General features: G+C 63.7%; 15 protein-coding genes and 1 tRNA gene. 9 read left to right on the top strand and 7 right to left on the bottom strand.

From position 1 onward, the window contains the following. Positions 1–18: 18 nt before the first annotated feature. Together cobT and LB515_RS18720 are read left to right on the top strand one after the other, a co-directional pair. On the top strand, positions 19–1,029 hold the full coding sequence (gene cobT, locus LB515_RS18725) for a nicotinate-nucleotide--dimethylbenzimidazole phosphoribosyltransferase (protein WP_224708586.1): 1,011 nt from the start codon (positions 19–21) through the stop codon (positions 1,027–1,029). 229 nt (positions 1,030–1,258) lie between these two features. After that, complete coding sequence (locus tag LB515_RS18720; RefSeq protein ID WP_224708585.1) at positions 1,259–1,591, top strand: hypothetical protein; 333 nt, start codon at positions 1,259–1,261, stop codon at positions 1,589–1,591. Between the two features lie 175 nt (positions 1,592–1,766). Here LB515_RS18720 and LB515_RS18715 read toward each other — a convergent pair. Both LB515_RS18715 and LB515_RS18710 read right to left on the bottom strand, forming a co-directional pair. Further along, positions 1,767–1,842, bottom strand: a tRNA-Lys gene (locus tag LB515_RS18715). Positions 1,843–1,947: 105 nt separating this feature from the next. Further along, positions 1,948–2,898 carry a PhzF family phenazine biosynthesis protein gene (locus LB515_RS18710; protein ID WP_224708584.1) on the bottom strand — a complete coding sequence of 317 codons (951 nt, stop codon included), beginning with the start codon at positions 2,896–2,898 and terminating at the stop codon, positions 1,948–1,950. A gap of 84 nt (positions 2,899–2,982) precedes the next feature. Between LB515_RS18710 and LB515_RS18705 the strand changes: the two genes are divergently transcribed. The 3 genes from LB515_RS18705 to LB515_RS18695 are packed head-to-tail and all read left to right on the top strand — an operon-like array spanning position 2,983 to position 6,192. Continuing rightward, positions 2,983–4,269: an efflux RND transporter periplasmic adaptor subunit gene (locus LB515_RS18705; protein WP_224708583.1), complete on the top strand. Its 1,287-nt coding sequence runs from the start codon at positions 2,983–2,985 to the stop codon at positions 4,267–4,269. A gap of 4 nt (positions 4,270–4,273) precedes the next feature. Beyond that, on the top strand, positions 4,274–4,978 hold the full coding sequence (locus tag LB515_RS18700; protein ID WP_224600870.1) for an ABC transporter ATP-binding protein: 705 nt from the start codon (positions 4,274–4,276) through the stop codon (positions 4,976–4,978). Next, positions 4,975–6,192 (top strand): ABC transporter permease, encoded by a 1,218-nt coding sequence (locus LB515_RS18695; RefSeq protein WP_224708582.1) that lies wholly within the window; start codon positions 4,975–4,977, stop codon positions 6,190–6,192. Before LB515_RS18700 ends, LB515_RS18695 begins: the two co-directional genes overlap by 4 nt. Positions 6,193–6,266: 74 nt before the next feature. On the opposite strand, the gene LB515_RS18690 is transcribed toward LB515_RS18695, so the two are convergent. Together LB515_RS18690 and LB515_RS18685 are read right to left on the bottom strand one after the other, a co-directional pair. Then, complete coding sequence (locus LB515_RS18690; RefSeq protein WP_224708605.1) at positions 6,267–6,983, bottom strand: hypothetical protein; 717 nt, start codon at positions 6,981–6,983, stop codon at positions 6,267–6,269. 5 nt (positions 6,984–6,988) lie between these two features. Further along, positions 6,989–8,101 (bottom strand): endonuclease/exonuclease/phosphatase family protein, encoded by a 1,113-nt coding sequence (locus tag LB515_RS18685; RefSeq protein ID WP_224708581.1) that lies wholly within the window; start codon positions 8,099–8,101, stop codon positions 6,989–6,991. Between the two features lie 167 nt (positions 8,102–8,268). Here LB515_RS18685 and LB515_RS18680 point away from each other — a divergent pair, with 167 nt between their 5' ends. Both LB515_RS18680 and LB515_RS18675 read left to right on the top strand, forming a co-directional pair. Beyond that, positions 8,269–8,856, top strand: coding sequence for a BA14K family protein (locus LB515_RS18680; protein WP_224545440.1), 588 nt, complete (start codon positions 8,269–8,271; stop codon positions 8,854–8,856). Between the two features lie 170 nt (positions 8,857–9,026). Then, positions 9,027–9,311 carry a PilZ domain-containing protein gene (locus LB515_RS18675; RefSeq protein WP_095764807.1) on the top strand — a complete coding sequence of 95 codons (285 nt, stop codon included), beginning with the start codon at positions 9,027–9,029 and terminating at the stop codon, positions 9,309–9,311. A 183-nt stretch (positions 9,312–9,494) separates the two neighbouring features. On the opposite strand, the gene ilvC is transcribed toward LB515_RS18675, so the two are convergent. The 3 genes from ilvC to LB515_RS18660 all read right to left on the bottom strand — a co-directional run bounded on the left by ilvC (position 9,495) and on the right by LB515_RS18660 (position 11,779). Next, a complete protein-coding gene (gene ilvC, locus LB515_RS18670) occupies positions 9,495–10,514 on the bottom strand; it encodes a ketol-acid reductoisomerase (protein ID WP_140839888.1) in 1,020 nt (339 codons plus the stop codon). 25 nt (positions 10,515–10,539) lie between these two features. Next, positions 10,540–11,190, bottom strand: coding sequence for a TetR/AcrR family transcriptional regulator (locus tag LB515_RS18665; protein WP_263490336.1), 651 nt, complete (start codon positions 11,188–11,190; stop codon positions 10,540–10,542). Positions 11,191–11,323: 133 nt separating this feature from the next. After that, positions 11,324–11,779 carry a MarR family winged helix-turn-helix transcriptional regulator gene (locus tag LB515_RS18660; RefSeq protein WP_224708580.1) on the bottom strand — a complete coding sequence of 152 codons (456 nt, stop codon included), beginning with the start codon at positions 11,777–11,779 and terminating at the stop codon, positions 11,324–11,326. Positions 11,780–11,875: 96 nt separating this feature from the next. On the opposite strand from LB515_RS18660, the gene LB515_RS18655 reads away from it, so the two are divergent. Together LB515_RS18655 and LB515_RS18650 are read left to right on the top strand one after the other, a co-directional pair. Beyond that, positions 11,876–12,181, top strand: a complete 306-nt coding sequence (locus LB515_RS18655) for a Rieske (2Fe-2S) protein (protein WP_224708579.1) — start codon at positions 11,876–11,878, stop codon at positions 12,179–12,181. A gap of 1 nt (position 12,182) precedes the next feature. Then, positions 12,183–12,902: a glutathione S-transferase family protein gene (locus LB515_RS18650; RefSeq protein WP_224708578.1), complete on the top strand. Its 720-nt coding sequence runs from the start codon at positions 12,183–12,185 to the stop codon at positions 12,900–12,902. The last annotated feature ends 96 nt before the right edge of the window (positions 12,903–12,998 follow it).

Genomic DNA, 12,998 nt, shown 5'->3' with positions numbered 1-12,998 from the left:
TTCGGAGACCTTTCCCCCATGAGCTTCAAATCCCTCGAAGACCTTCGCGCCGCCTGCCTCGACCTCCCGTCCGGCAGCGATGCGGCCGCCAGCGCCGTCGCGAGGCGCCAGGACACGCTGACCAAACCGCAGGGCAGTCTCGGCCGGCTGGAAGCGATCGCCGCCTGGCTCGGCCGCTGGCAGGCCCGCGACATGCCGAAGCTCGAGCATGTGAAGGTCGTCGTCTTCGCCGGCAATCACGGCGTCACCGCGCAGGGCGTGTCGGCCTATCCTTCGGAAGTCACCGTACAGATGGTGGCGAATTTCGCCGGCGGCGGCGCGGCCATCAACCAGCTTGCCCGCATTGCCGGCGCCAAGCTCGACGTCATCCCGCTCGACCTCGACCATCCGACCGGCGATTTCACGCAAGTGCCGGCGATGGACGAAAAGGCGTTCCTCGCCGCCGTCTCGGCCGGCTACGACACGGTAACCAAGGATCTCGACCTCGTCTGCTTCGGCGAGATGGGCATCGGCAACACCACGCCGGCGGCGGCGATCTCGACGGCGCTTTTCGGCGGCGGCGCGGAAAAATGGACCGGCCGCGGCACCGGCGTCGACGATGCCGGGCTGTTGCGCAAGGTCGTGGCCATCGAGGCCGGCCTCAAGCGCCATGCCGATGCGCTCTCCGACCCGCTGAAGATCGCTGCCGCCCTTGGCGGGCGCGAGCTGGCGGCAATCCTCGGCGCCACACTCGCCGCGCGCAAGAATAACGTGCCGGTGCTGCTTGACGGCTTCGTCTGCACCGCAGCCGCAGCACCTCTGGCGAGGCTGCATCCGACCGGGCTGGCCCACACCATCGCCGCCCATGTCTCGGCCGAAGCCGGCCACCGCCGCCTGCTCGAGGCGCTCGGCCTGCCGCCGCTGCTCGATCTCGGCATGCGGCTCGGCGAAGGCTCCGGCGCCTGCCTTGCCGTCAACATCGTTCGTTCGGCGCTGGAATGTCATGCCAGGATGGCGAGCTTCGCCGAAGCCGGTGTTTCTGAAAAGTGACGGGATTGGTCCGCCCTTACGCAATTTCTGTTTCTGCAAATCGGCTTAATATTATCTAAATTTAGCGGATTTGACGGCTGCACTGATCTGACCACGGATCATTTAAAGATCGTCTTGCCAACAATTGCAGATGATTTGTGATCATCATCACAGATCAAACTCTGACGCCATGCCAAATCATACCTCGTTATTACCCCAGAATTGAGGTTCTTCAGAAAAGGAGGAAGGCATGGCTCGTTCAATTAGAGTACTCTACCGGGGAATGAAAGGTACAATTCGTCAGAACTTCAATTGGGACCCGATTAACCTAGACTCGGTGGTGATCATAACAGCAGCGGAATTTATACCTGCCTTCGGTGGCTTTGGTGGCGGACCGAAGACGCTTGGGCGCCCAAATCTTGGCTCCGCTAATGTGTATGTGACCAATGTTGGCCCCCACGGCGTGGCCGGCGGGGAAGCAGGAGGCGTTGAATTCCTTCTTCATGTCGACTGGGACAGCCCGTTGGACATCATTGCAACCATCACCGTTCTGGATGACATCGAGGAATTCTTCCAGGCGTAGCAGACATCTTCCGTGGCCTAGTGCGCCATTGGCACTTGCGGCTTGATCCTGCGATCGCCGGTTGGGCATCAATCGTCATGAGAGCTGTCTGACGGGCGATCGTTGCAGGTCTTGAGCTTTAACAGCTCAATCCGCCGCGAAGGCGGCTAAAAAGGAGAAATACCATCGGAAAAAATGGTGGGTGTGCACAGGATCGAACTGTGGACCCGCTGATTAAGAGTCAGCTGCTCTACCAACTGAGCTACACACCCACACCGCCGGGAAAACCAGCGTCGGCGGCGCATATAGCCGCCGCTTTCGGTCATGTCCAGCCCTACCGGATCATTTCCCGACAAATCGCTGAATTGCCGCACCCGTCAGATAAAAAGCTTGCCTTCAGCCACCTTGACCGCGTGGCCGCCGATGCGCGCGGAGGCCAGTTTCCCGCCATCGACATTGAGCTCGAGCCGGATGCGCGACGGCCGGCCCATTTCCAGCCCCTGCTCGATCCAGAGCTGCGAGATGCCGTCGGTCGGGGCGTCGAAATGCATGACGGCGCCGGCAAAGGCGGCCGCAGCCGAACCGGTCGCCGGGTCCTCATAGGAAGGCGTGCCGGGCACGATCATGCGCACGTGGAAGGCGCTGTCGTGATGGACCCGCTCGCGGCAATAGACATAGGGGCTGGCGAAGGCCCATTCGCTCTTGCGCGGCGCCAATTCCGACCAGGCCTGATTGTCGAGCCGGATTTTGGCCGCCTCCTCCAGGCCGGCAACGGGAATCGTCACATAAGGCACGCCGGCCGACCAGAAGGCGACGCGGTGATTCTCGAAGCCGATCTCGTGCGGGGCAAGGCCGAGCGCCGCGCCGATCGCTTCCGGGTCAGCCTTGAGCTCCAGCGGTTCCGGCAGTTTCGCCAGGTCGAACTCAGCGAATGTCGAGCCGTCATGCTTGCTCACCGCGCAACGCACCGGCCCGATATTCTCCTCCAGCACGAAAATGCCGGCGGCCTCGCCGGCGAGTTCGGCCAGCGCGATCGCCGAGCCGACCGTCGGATGCCCCGCGAAAGGCATCTCATAGTCGGGCGTGAAGATGCGTATGCGGTTGCGATGCTTCGGATTGTCGGGAGGCAGCACGAACACTGTCTCAGACAGATTGAATTCGCGCGCGACCGCCTGCATGCCGGCAATGTCGAGCCCGTCGCTGTCCAGCACCACCGCGAGCGGATTTCCGGCCAGCCTTTCGGTGGTAAACACATCGTAAAGCAAGTAATTGCGCGCCGTGGAGAAAACCTTTCGCCTCGCCCCGAATTTCTGCCTCACTCCCAACATGAGGGAAATTTAATTTGAAATTCGAACCTTAAGGCCTGATTTGTGGACGGATAGGGACATCCATTTTCAGCATAGGGGTCCGGCGTGGACCAGCTTGTCAATCCGCCAAACGCGGAATCCGGTACTTCCATAGAGGCAGCGCTCGGGCTCGACCGCAAGGGCGTAAGCCGCAAGCGTCGCCGCTTCTGGCTCTACGCGCTGCTGGCGGTGGCAATCATCGCCGCCGGCATTGCCCTCTATCGATGGTATGCCGCAGCACCTCCCAGGCTCGAATACACCGCCGTGCCCGCGGCGATCGCCGACCTCACCGTCGCGGTATCGGCCACCGGCACGCTGCAGCCGCTGACCCAGGTCGACATCTCCAGCGAGCTTTCCGGCATCGTCCGCTCGGTCGCGGTCAATGAAAACCAGCAGGTGAAGAAAGGCGACGTGCTGGCGAGGCTCGACACCGCCAAGCTCGAAGTCCAGATCGAACGCGCCACCGCCTCCGCCAAGGCGGCGGCAGCAAGCGTCGAGAACGCCAAGGTTACCTTGCAGGAGAACGAGAACGCGGTTGTGCGCGCAAGCGCGCTGACCAAGCGCGGCATGGCGACGGACCAATCGCTCGAAGCGGCGACCGCGACGCGCGATCGTTCGAAGGCGGCGCTCGACAGCGCCGAAGCCAATTTCGCCATCGCCCAGGCCGACCTCAAGGCGCAGCAGACCGATCTCGCCAAGAGCACCATCTATGCGCCGATCGACGGCATCGTGCTGACGCGCTCGGTCGATCCCGGCCAGACCGTCGCGTCCTCGCTGCAGGCGCCGGTGCTCTTCGTCATCGCCGCCGACCTTCGTAACATGGAATTGCAGGCCGCGGTCGACGAGGCCGATATCGGCCAGGTCAAGCCCGGCCAGCACGCCCGCTTCACCGTCGACGCTTTCCCGGACCGACCCTTCGACGCCGAGATCCGCGACATCTCCTACGCCTCGGTCACCACCGACGGCGTTGTCACCTACAATGCCCGCCTCGAAGTCGACAATGGCGAGCTTCTCTTGCGGCCCGGTATGACGGCCACGGTCTCGGTTGTGACCCGGCAGGCCAAGGGCGTGCTTACCGTTCCCTCTACCGCCTTCCGCTATCGCCCGATGCAACAGGCGACGCGCGGCTGGAGCCTTAGCGACCTCTTCACCGGCCGCATGGGCCGCCCCAACCGGCAGCGCGAGGCAACGAAGGCGCCGACCGACGGCTCGCGCACGCTCTATGTGCTGGAGAACGGCCGGCCACGTCCGGTCAACGTCAGGATCGGCTCGACCGACGGCGAGCTGACCGAGATCACCTCCGGCCTCGACGAAGGCGCGCAAGTCATCACCGGCGCGCAGCAGCGGAGCTGACGAAATGTCGGCTCCCCTGCTCATCACCTTCGACAAGGTCTGGAAGAGCTATGGCGAGGGCGAGGCTCGCGTGCACGCGCTGGCCGGCGTCGACCTCGCCATCCGGCGCGGCGAATTCGTCGCCATCATGGGTCCCTCGGGCTCGGGCAAATCGACGGCGATGAACATCATCGGTTGCCTCGATACGCCGACGGCCGGAACCTACTGTTTCATGGGCATCGATGCGGGCCGCCTCGACCGCAACCGCCGCGCGCTTTTGCGCAACCTCTATATCGGCTTCGTCTTCCAAGGCTACAATCTGCTGCCGCGCACCACCGCCGCGGAAAATGTCGAGCTGCCGCTGATCTATCGCGGCGTTGCCGCGCGCGAGCGCCGCGATCTCGCCATGCAGGCGCTGGCCGAGGTCGGGCTGGTCGGGCGCGAGCACCACACGCCGGCCGAGCTTTCCGGCGGCCAGCAGCAGCGCGTGGCGATCGCCCGCGCCATCGTCACCAGGCCGACGCTGCTCGTCGCCGACGAGCCCACCGGCAATCTCGACACGGCGCGCACGCACGAGATCATGGAGCTGCTGACCAGGCTCAACGCCGAGCTCGGGCTCTCCATCGTCATGGTCACGCATGAGGCCGACGTCGCCGACTATGCCGGCCGCACCGTCCGTTTTCTCGACGGCCATGTCGCCTCCGACACCTTAGCGGAGCAAGCGGCATGATCTGGGAGACCGTCCGCCTCTCGCTGCGCTCGATCCGCCGCAACGTATTGCGCTCGTTCCTGACGCTGCTTGGCATCGTCATCGGGGTCGCGGCCGTCATCGCCATGCTCACCATCGGCTCCGGCACGACGGAGAAGGTCAAGGCCGATATTTCCAAGCTCGGCAGCAACCTGCTCGTCGTCCGCGCCGGCCGGCCGGCAGGCCCCGGCGGACCGGGAGGGCTCGACCAGGCGGTGCGGCCGCTGGCCGAAAAGGATGTCGCCGCGCTCGTCGCGCATCTGAGCGGCGCCCGCGCAATTTCGCCGGCCTCGCAAAAGCAGGTCCGCGTCATCTTCGGCACCGAAAGCCTGACTTCGGGCGTGACCGGCACCGACAGCGCCTATCTCGATGCCCGCGACTGGAAGCTGGTGTCCGGACGATCCTTCAGCGATTCCGAAACGCGCGCCGGCGCCGGTGTGTGCCTGATCGGCGAAACCGTGCGCCAGCAATTCTTCGGCGCCGGCGATCCGGAGGGCGAGATCATCCGCGTCAACCGCACCTCCTGCAAGATCATCGGCCTGCTCGAGCCCAAGGGCTATACCGGCTTCGGCCAGGACCAGGACAATGTCGTGCTGATGCCGCTGCACGCCTATCAACGGCGCATCGCCGGCAACCGCGATATCGACAACATCTATATCGCCGCCGACGACCGCACCCCGACCACCGAGCTGCAGCCGCGCGTCGAGGACATTTTGCGCGACACACGCCGTATCACGCCCGACCGCGATCCCGATTTCGCCATCCGCGACATGACCCAGATCGCCGATGCGATGACCAGCGCCACCACCACCATGACCGGCATGCTGGGCGCAGTCGCCGGCGTCAGCCTGCTGGTCGGCGGCATCGGCATCATGAATATCATGCTGGTCTCGGTCACCGAACGGACGCGCGAGATCGGCATCCGGCTGGCGATCGGCGCGCACGAAAAACATATCCTCATCCAGTTCCTGGTCGAGGCGACGGTGCTGTCGCTCTTTGGCGGCATCATCGGCATCCTGATCGGGCTCTCGCTGGCCGGCCTCGCCTCGATGACGCTGACGATACCGTTCACGCCAAGCCCCGCCGTCGTCCTGCTCGCCGTCGGCTTTTCGGCGCTGATCGGCATGGTGTTCGGCTTCTTCCCGGCGCTGCGCGGCGCAAGGCTCGACCCGATCGACGCGCTCAGGCACGAATAGTCAGAAAACAACGTTCCGCGCCTGTGCCCCACTGATCTTGCGGTGAGGCGGCGCTGAAAGAGCGGGGGGTGCTGCTAACGATCGCCGCCGAAATGCCACTCAACCAGCGGCTTCATGTGGGGCATCAGGCCGGCGGGAAGATCGCCGGCGTGGCGGATGATCACCGGCCCTTCGATCTCCGGGTCTGTTTCGGTAGCGACGAAGGCGGTGATACGCCGCGCCAGCTCGTCGGCGGACTCCGCGACCCGGTAGCGGCGGAAGATGACCGTACCGCTTGCCGTCGATAGCGCGTGATAGCGCTGTCCGCGCTCGGCCGCAGAAAGGTCGAGGCCGGTCTCCTCCCTCACCTCGCGGATCATGTTGAAGTCGACATCGACCAGTCCGTCGCGGAAATCGATCGGCTCGAAGGAGCCGGCGGCGAAATAGACGCGGCCGGCATTGACCGTATGCGGCCCCATGCGGATCGCCACCAGCGCATTGTCGCCGGCGACCAGCACGGCATGCGCATAGGCGTGCTCGGCGCCGGAATTCTCACGCCGCTTGCGCCACAGCATGAAGGTCGAATAGTTGACCGCATGGCAGCGGCCGACGAGGCGGCTGTCGCGGTAGGCAAGCTCGGCAAGCAGCACCACGGCGCCGTCGAACAATGCCGGATTGGCGGCGATCTCCCGCCGCCAGTTCTCGGCGATGGCTGCCGCATTGCTCAGCGCGAAGGGATGCGGGCCGGGATCGAGGCGGACATCGACCGCATCGACCGGAAGGATGACGTTGCGCGGCAGGTCGAAACTCAACAGCGTCATGCCATGTCCAGTGTGATCGCCACCGGGCAATGGTCCGACGCTTTCGGCCTGTCCCAGCCCGCGCGCGGGAAACGTTCGACCTCCTGTCCGGGCGGAAAGATGGTGCGCCAGGGCTGGCCATTGCGGATGATGTCGGGAACGGCGGTGGCGTTCTTCGCGGCCAGCGCCTTCGACAGCAGGATATAGTCGAGCTGGCAAAGGTGCCGCTCCTCCGGGCCGCGCGTATGGTAGAAGCTCCAGCGGTCCATCTCCGGACGCCGCTCGACAACATTGTCGCAAAAGCCCCCTGCGGTGAGCACATCGATCGAGGACAGGGTTTCGTCGACAACCTCGAAACGGTAGCCGTCGATGGCGTCGCCATCGATCTTCACGCGTTGCCGGTAATCGTTCATGTCGCCGCAGATGGCCCAGCGTTTGTCGGCGGCATGGTCCTTGCCGAAACGCTCCTCGACGATGCGGCGCACCGCTTGCGCTTCCGCGATGCGCAGCGGCATCGACGCCTGGCGGCCATCCAGCCCGTTGCGCGGCGGCCCCATCGATTTGAAATGCACCAGATAGAGCGTTAACGGCACGCCGCCGACCCTCAGGTCGATCTCCAGGCAGTCGCGGCGAAAGACACGCTCATTGGCGAGATAGCCGAGCGCGGCGAGCTCCGGCGTGAACAGCCCGAACTCCTCGAAGGTGACATAGGCGTGGCTGGTCATGCGCACGAAGTCGATCGGCTGCCCTTGCGCTGTTTCATTGCGCATCATCACCGCGACATCGATGCCGCGCGTATCGTTGCCGGCGGTGGTGTATTTCTGCCGGTAGCCCTGGCCGATCATCTTGAACAGATAGCCATATTCGAAAGCCTTCAGCGCCTCGATGTTGTCGACCTCCTGCATGCAGATGATGTCGGCGCGGGTGGCTGCTATGGCGAGCGCCGTCAGCTGGCGCGTGTCGTCGGACTGGGCGATGGCACGAGCCTGCTCGAGAAACCGGTATTCGGCCTCGCTCTGGATATCGAACAGCGCCAGCGTGCGGTCTTCATTGAGCTGGTTGCGATAGCCCGAGAAATCGAACCTGCTCATCAGGTTCTCGACGTTGAAGGTGGCAAGCCGAAGCGACATGGCCGTGACCTTTGCCCGCAAGCGGGGACGAAAACAAGAGCCAGGCGCGATACTCGTTATGGTTGATGGAACCTTTCCGTTCATCTTCCGTTCAGACGGAAAGTTCCAACAATGGGCCTCTTCCCGGGGTGTGCTGGGCGTGGGGCCTTTGCTCCTTGGAGAGTGAAATGAAACCGCTTTTCTCTTCCCTTCGATCCGGGCTCCTGGCCCTCGGTTTCGTTGCCGGCGTGACGGCACCGTCGGTGGCCGGCCCAATCCTGCAACCCGATCTGTCGACCGCAACCAGCACGGCGGCAACCATCATACCCATCCGCGACAGTTGGGCCGGCGGCAACGACCGGCAGGGGATGTATGACTGGCGCTGGCGGCGCGGTGGCGACTGGCGGGGCCGAGATTTCAGATGGCGCGGCGACGACTTCCGCTCTCGTCATTTCTCCCGCAACTGGGATGGGGATGGCGACTGGCGCTGGCGGCATCATCGCCATCATCGGCGTTTCGACAATGGTGACGCCGCCCTTCTGGGGCTTGGGCTAGGCCTGGGCCTGGGTAGCCTCGCCTACAACAACTACTACGATCCATATTATTACGACCCCTACCCGCGCTACGTTCAGCCACGGCGCATCTACCGGACCGAGCGGCTTTCCAGGGCCCATGTCCAATGGTGCTACGACCGCTACCGGTCCTATCGGGCCTGGGACAACACGTTCCAGCCCAATTACGGCCCGCGCCGGCAGTGCATCTCGCCCTATATCTGAGCCCTTCGGCAGGAAGGATGAGACGGCGCCCTTCGCGGCGCCGTTTTATTTTGCCGAACCTGTGTCCGCCATCGGCCGATAACCCTAAATTCATCGGCGGCGGCTATTCATCCATGCCGTTGTCCCTCAATATGACGATTCGCGCGAACGGGGTGCGAGACGTGCACGCCATGGCCGAAAACGAACACAGAAACCAACACAGGCAACGCGTGCTCAAAGGCGCGGCGATCCTGACCGGCATCAACAATTCCGAGGTCAGATGCACGGTGCGCAACATGCATGCTAACGGCGCAGAGTTGAAAGTGCCGATCGATGCGCGCGTGCCGGACGAATTCCTTCTCTATGTGCCGATCGACGGCATCGGCTACAGAGCGGTGGTCCGTTGGCGCCGCGAGGACCGCATCGGCGTCGAGTTCACCGGCACCGAGCCCAAGCCGCACTGGCACTACGGCTAGATCCCGGACCCGACCAGCTTGCTTGGCAAAGAAAGGGCCGGCGGATCGCTCCGCCGGCCTTTGGGATGCAACGGTGAAATCGAAGATCAGTTCTTCGCCTTGTCGACCAGCTTGTTCTTGGCGATCGCCCGCGCGACCGCAGGGCAAGCCCGAGGACGCGCAGGCAAAAAGACGTGGATCGCCTTAGTTCTTCGCCTTGTCGACCAGCTTGTTCTTGGCGATCCACGGCATCATCGCGCGCAGCTTGGCGCCGACTTCCTCGATCTGGTGGCTGTCGTTGCCACGGCGGATGCCCTTGAAGCGCGACAGGCCGGCCCGATATTCCTGCATCCATTCCGAGGTGAACTTGCCGGTCTGGATGTCCTTCAGGATGCGCTTCATCTCGGCTTTGGTGTCGGCGGTGATGATGCGCGGACCCGAGACATATTCGCCCCATTCGGCGGTGTTCGAGATCGAGTAGTTCATGTTGGCGATGCCGCCTTCATAGATCAGGTCGACGATCAGCTTCACCTCGTGCAGGCACTCGAAATAGGCCATTTCCGGCGCGTAGCCGGCTTCCACCAGCGTCTCGAAACCAGCGCGGATCAACTCGACCAGACCGCCGCACAGCACCACCTGCTCGCCGAACAGGTCGGTCTCGCATTCCTCGCGGAAATTGGTCTCGATGATGCCCGAACGGCCGCCGCCGACGCCGCAGGCGTAGGAGAGCGCGAGGTCGAGTGCGTTGCCCGAAGCGTCCTGGTTGACGGCCACCAGGCACGGCACGCCGCCGCCCTTCTGGTATTCGCCGCGCACCGTGTGGCCCGGGCCCTTCGGCGCGATCATGACGACGTCGACCGACGCCTTCGGCTCGATCAGGCCGAAATGCACGTTGAGGCCGTGCGCGAAGGCGATCGCGGCGCCGTCACGGATATTCGGAGCGATCTCGTTTTTGTAGATGTCGGCCTGCAATTCGTCGGGCGTCGCCATCATCATCAGGTCGGCCCATTTGGCGGCGTCCGCCACGCTCATCACCTTGAGCCCGTCGGCCTCGACCTTCTTGGCGGTCGCCGAGCCGGCCTTCAGGCCGATGGCGATCTCCTTGACGCCGGAATCCTTGAGATTGAGCGCGTGCGCCCGGCCCTGGCTGCCATAGCCGATGATGGCGACCTTCTTGCCCTTGATGAGGTTCAGATCGGCGTCACGATCGTAATAGACACGCATTGTGGTCTTCCTTCCCGTTTGAAGATCAGAGGGCCTGCGGCCCGGTTTTTGCTCCGAAAAGAGCGAGAAACTGTTGCGTCGCGCGGCGGGCATCGCCGCCGATCGTCGCCCCAGTCAATTCCACCCGATCGCCGAGCAGCAGACGTATCTGCACGTCCCGGCCGACCAGGCCGAAAAAGGTCCGGAACGCCGTCTCGGCGTCCTCGAAATCGAGCAGCCCGGCCTGGCGTCCGGCTTCGAGCACAGGCTTCAGGCGCTTCGCCAAGGCAAAGCGGCCGTTCTGCAGCACGACGGCGCCGAGATCGTCCTTGCCCGAGCCGGCATGGCTGACCGCGACACGGTTGAGCGCGATCGAGGTGTCGCTGGAAATTACCTTGAGCCAGTCGGATGCGAAGCGTTCGAGGCTCGCGGTCAGCGAAGCAAGGTCGAGCCCTTCGCGATCGACCGGCGCCACGCGCACTTTGGACGCCTGCCACTGCACTGTCGCCGTCAGCAGCCCGTCGCGGTCGCCGAACCATTTGTAGAGCGTTTCCTTGGAGCAGCTTGCCCGCCGCGCCACCGCGGTCATGGTCAGGTTGTCGCCCTCCTCGACCAGCAGGCGAAGCGCCGCATCCAGAACGGCCTGCTGGCGCTCCGTCAGCGTTTCGCTGTTGTCGATGTCGGCGCCTGCCTGCAGCACGTTCTGTCCTGTTTTTCCGGTCGCTCGGGTGCGTACCGTACGTTACGGTTCGGCTTATTGCGCATTCCGTCTTCCAACGCAAGGGGCCGCGGCGAAAAACGATCCGGCAGAACAGCGAAGGGCTCGCCTGCTAATCGCTTATCGGCGGATCACGCAGCCGTCCGAGAAGGCTAGCCAATGTCTTCAGATCCTGGGCTGAAAGCCTGTCGCCCATTTGGTCGGCGATCGAAGCGCCATAGACAGCCCAGATGCGGCGGCGCATGTCCCGACCGCTTGGCGTGATGCGCACGGTCTGGCCCCGGCCGTCATCGGAGACCGGCAGCTTTTCGACCAGGCCATTCGCTTCCAGCCGGGCCAGCAGCCTTGAAACGCCGTATTGTGCCAACAGAACGCGATCGATCAGCTCGAACGGCCGCAGCCCTCCCTCGCCCGCTTCCGCCAGCTCGTGCAGCACGTCATACCAGCCTAGCGGCGGCAGCCCGCCGGCCTTCAGCGCGTCCTCGGTCTTTTCCACCAGTTGGCGCGCGACGCGCATGAGGCGCGCCCAGGCGGTGACGGCTTCGGGCGATGGGGATTTCTTCGTCATCGGCGCAGCCTAGCGGATAGATGCAATTGCATCAAGCTTGACGATCGATGCAAATGCATCCATATAGATGCAATTGCATCGACAAGGAGTTCTCCGATGAAACATGAAATCTGCAAGATCGCCGATATCCCGCAAACCGGCAGCCTGATCGCGCCGTTCTTCGGCCGCGAGATACATGTCTGGCGCAGCGGCGAGCGCATCCGCGCCGCGGCCAATGTCTGCCTGCATTTCGGCGGGCCGCTGGAATGCAAGGACGGCTCACTTGTCTGCCAATGGCATGGCGCGAAATTCGACCTGGCAAGCGGCGAGCGCCTGGAAGGCCCGGCGCCGAAGGGCTCCCGCCTGATGTTCCTGTCGACCCGCGTGGAAGACGGCGCGCTGAACTATGTCTGGGGGGAATGAGATGACCGCCAGGCTCACCCTCGTCAGCCATCACCTCTGCCCCTACGTCCAGCGCGCCGCGATCTCGCTTGCCGAGAAAGGCGTGCCGTTCGAACGGGTCGATGTCGACCTTGCCAACAAGCCCGACTGGTTCAAGGCGGTCTCGCCGCTCGGCAAGGTGCCGCTGCTGCGCGTCCGGCATGGCGACGCGCAGGAAGTCATTTTCGAATCCGCCGTTATCCTCGAATTTCTCGAGGAGACGGAGGCCAATCCCTTGCACCCTGCCGATCCGCTGCTGCGGGCCAGGCATCGCGCCTGGATCGAATTCGGCTCGGCGATCCTCAATGCCATCGGCCGTTTCTATTCCGCTGCCGATGAAGCCGCTTTTCTCCATGAAAGCGGAGGCTTGTCCGGGATGTTCGCGCGTGTGGAGGCAGAACTTGCGGCAAGGCAAAGCGGTCCGTGGTTCGCCGGAGATCGTTTCTCGCTGGTCGACGCTGTCTACGGACCGGTCTTCCGCTATTTCGACACGTTCGACCGCATCGGCGACTTCGGCCTTCTGGACGGCAAGCCGCTCGTCCAAGCCTGGCGCGAGGCGTTGAGCGAACGGAAATCGGTGAAGGAAGCCGTCAGCCCGGACTATCCGTGGCGGCTGCACGCCTTCCTGCGGGCAAAGGGATCTTACCTGTCCGAGATCATCCGGCTGCAGGCCATTGCAACTCCGCAAGCCCGATCCGCCTGAACGGGTCGCCCATCGCAGGAACGATAGTGTTGTCCGAGATGATAAAAACCAATTTGACGGAAAATGCGATCGAAGCTTTCATCTGCGTTGTTCTAC

This window comes from Mesorhizobium sp. CA15 (genome assembly GCF_020165215.1).
GTDB lineage: Bacteria > Pseudomonadota > Alphaproteobacteria > Rhizobiales > Rhizobiaceae > Mesorhizobium.
Note: the sequence above shows the minus strand (reverse complement) of the source record. Positions and strands in the feature narration are given on the sequence as shown.

Coding starts and splice junctions, on each gene's coding strand:
- cobT (WP_224708586.1), top strand. CDS start 19: ATGAGCTTCAAATCCCTCGAAGACCTTCGCGCCGCCTGCCTCGACCTC.
- LB515_RS18720 (WP_224708585.1), top strand. CDS start 1,259: ATGGCTCGTTCAATTAGAGTACTCTACCGGGGAATGAAAGGTACAATT.
- LB515_RS18710 (WP_224708584.1), bottom strand. CDS start 2,898: ATGTTGGGAGTGAGGCAGAAATTCGGGGCGAGGCGAAAGGTTTTCTCC.
- LB515_RS18700 (WP_224600870.1), top strand. CDS start 4,274: ATGTCGGCTCCCCTGCTCATCACCTTCGACAAGGTCTGGAAGAGCTAT.
- LB515_RS18695 (WP_224708582.1), top strand. CDS start 4,975: ATGATCTGGGAGACCGTCCGCCTCTCGCTGCGCTCGATCCGCCGCAAC.
- LB515_RS18685 (WP_224708581.1), bottom strand. CDS start 8,101: ATGTCGCTTCGGCTTGCCACCTTCAACGTCGAGAACCTGATGAGCAGG.
- LB515_RS18680 (WP_224545440.1), top strand. CDS start 8,269: ATGAAACCGCTTTTCTCTTCCCTTCGATCCGGGCTCCTGGCCCTCGGT.
- LB515_RS18675 (WP_095764807.1), top strand. CDS start 9,027: ATGGCCGAAAACGAACACAGAAACCAACACAGGCAACGCGTGCTCAAA.
- ilvC (WP_140839888.1), bottom strand. CDS start 10,514: ATGCGTGTCTATTACGATCGTGACGCCGATCTGAACCTCATCAAGGGC.
- LB515_RS18660 (WP_224708580.1), bottom strand. CDS start 11,779: ATGACGAAGAAATCCCCATCGCCCGAAGCCGTCACCGCCTGGGCGCGC.
- LB515_RS18655 (WP_224708579.1), top strand. CDS start 11,876: ATGAAACATGAAATCTGCAAGATCGCCGATATCCCGCAAACCGGCAGC.
- LB515_RS18650 (WP_224708578.1), top strand. CDS start 12,183: ATGACCGCCAGGCTCACCCTCGTCAGCCATCACCTCTGCCCCTACGTC.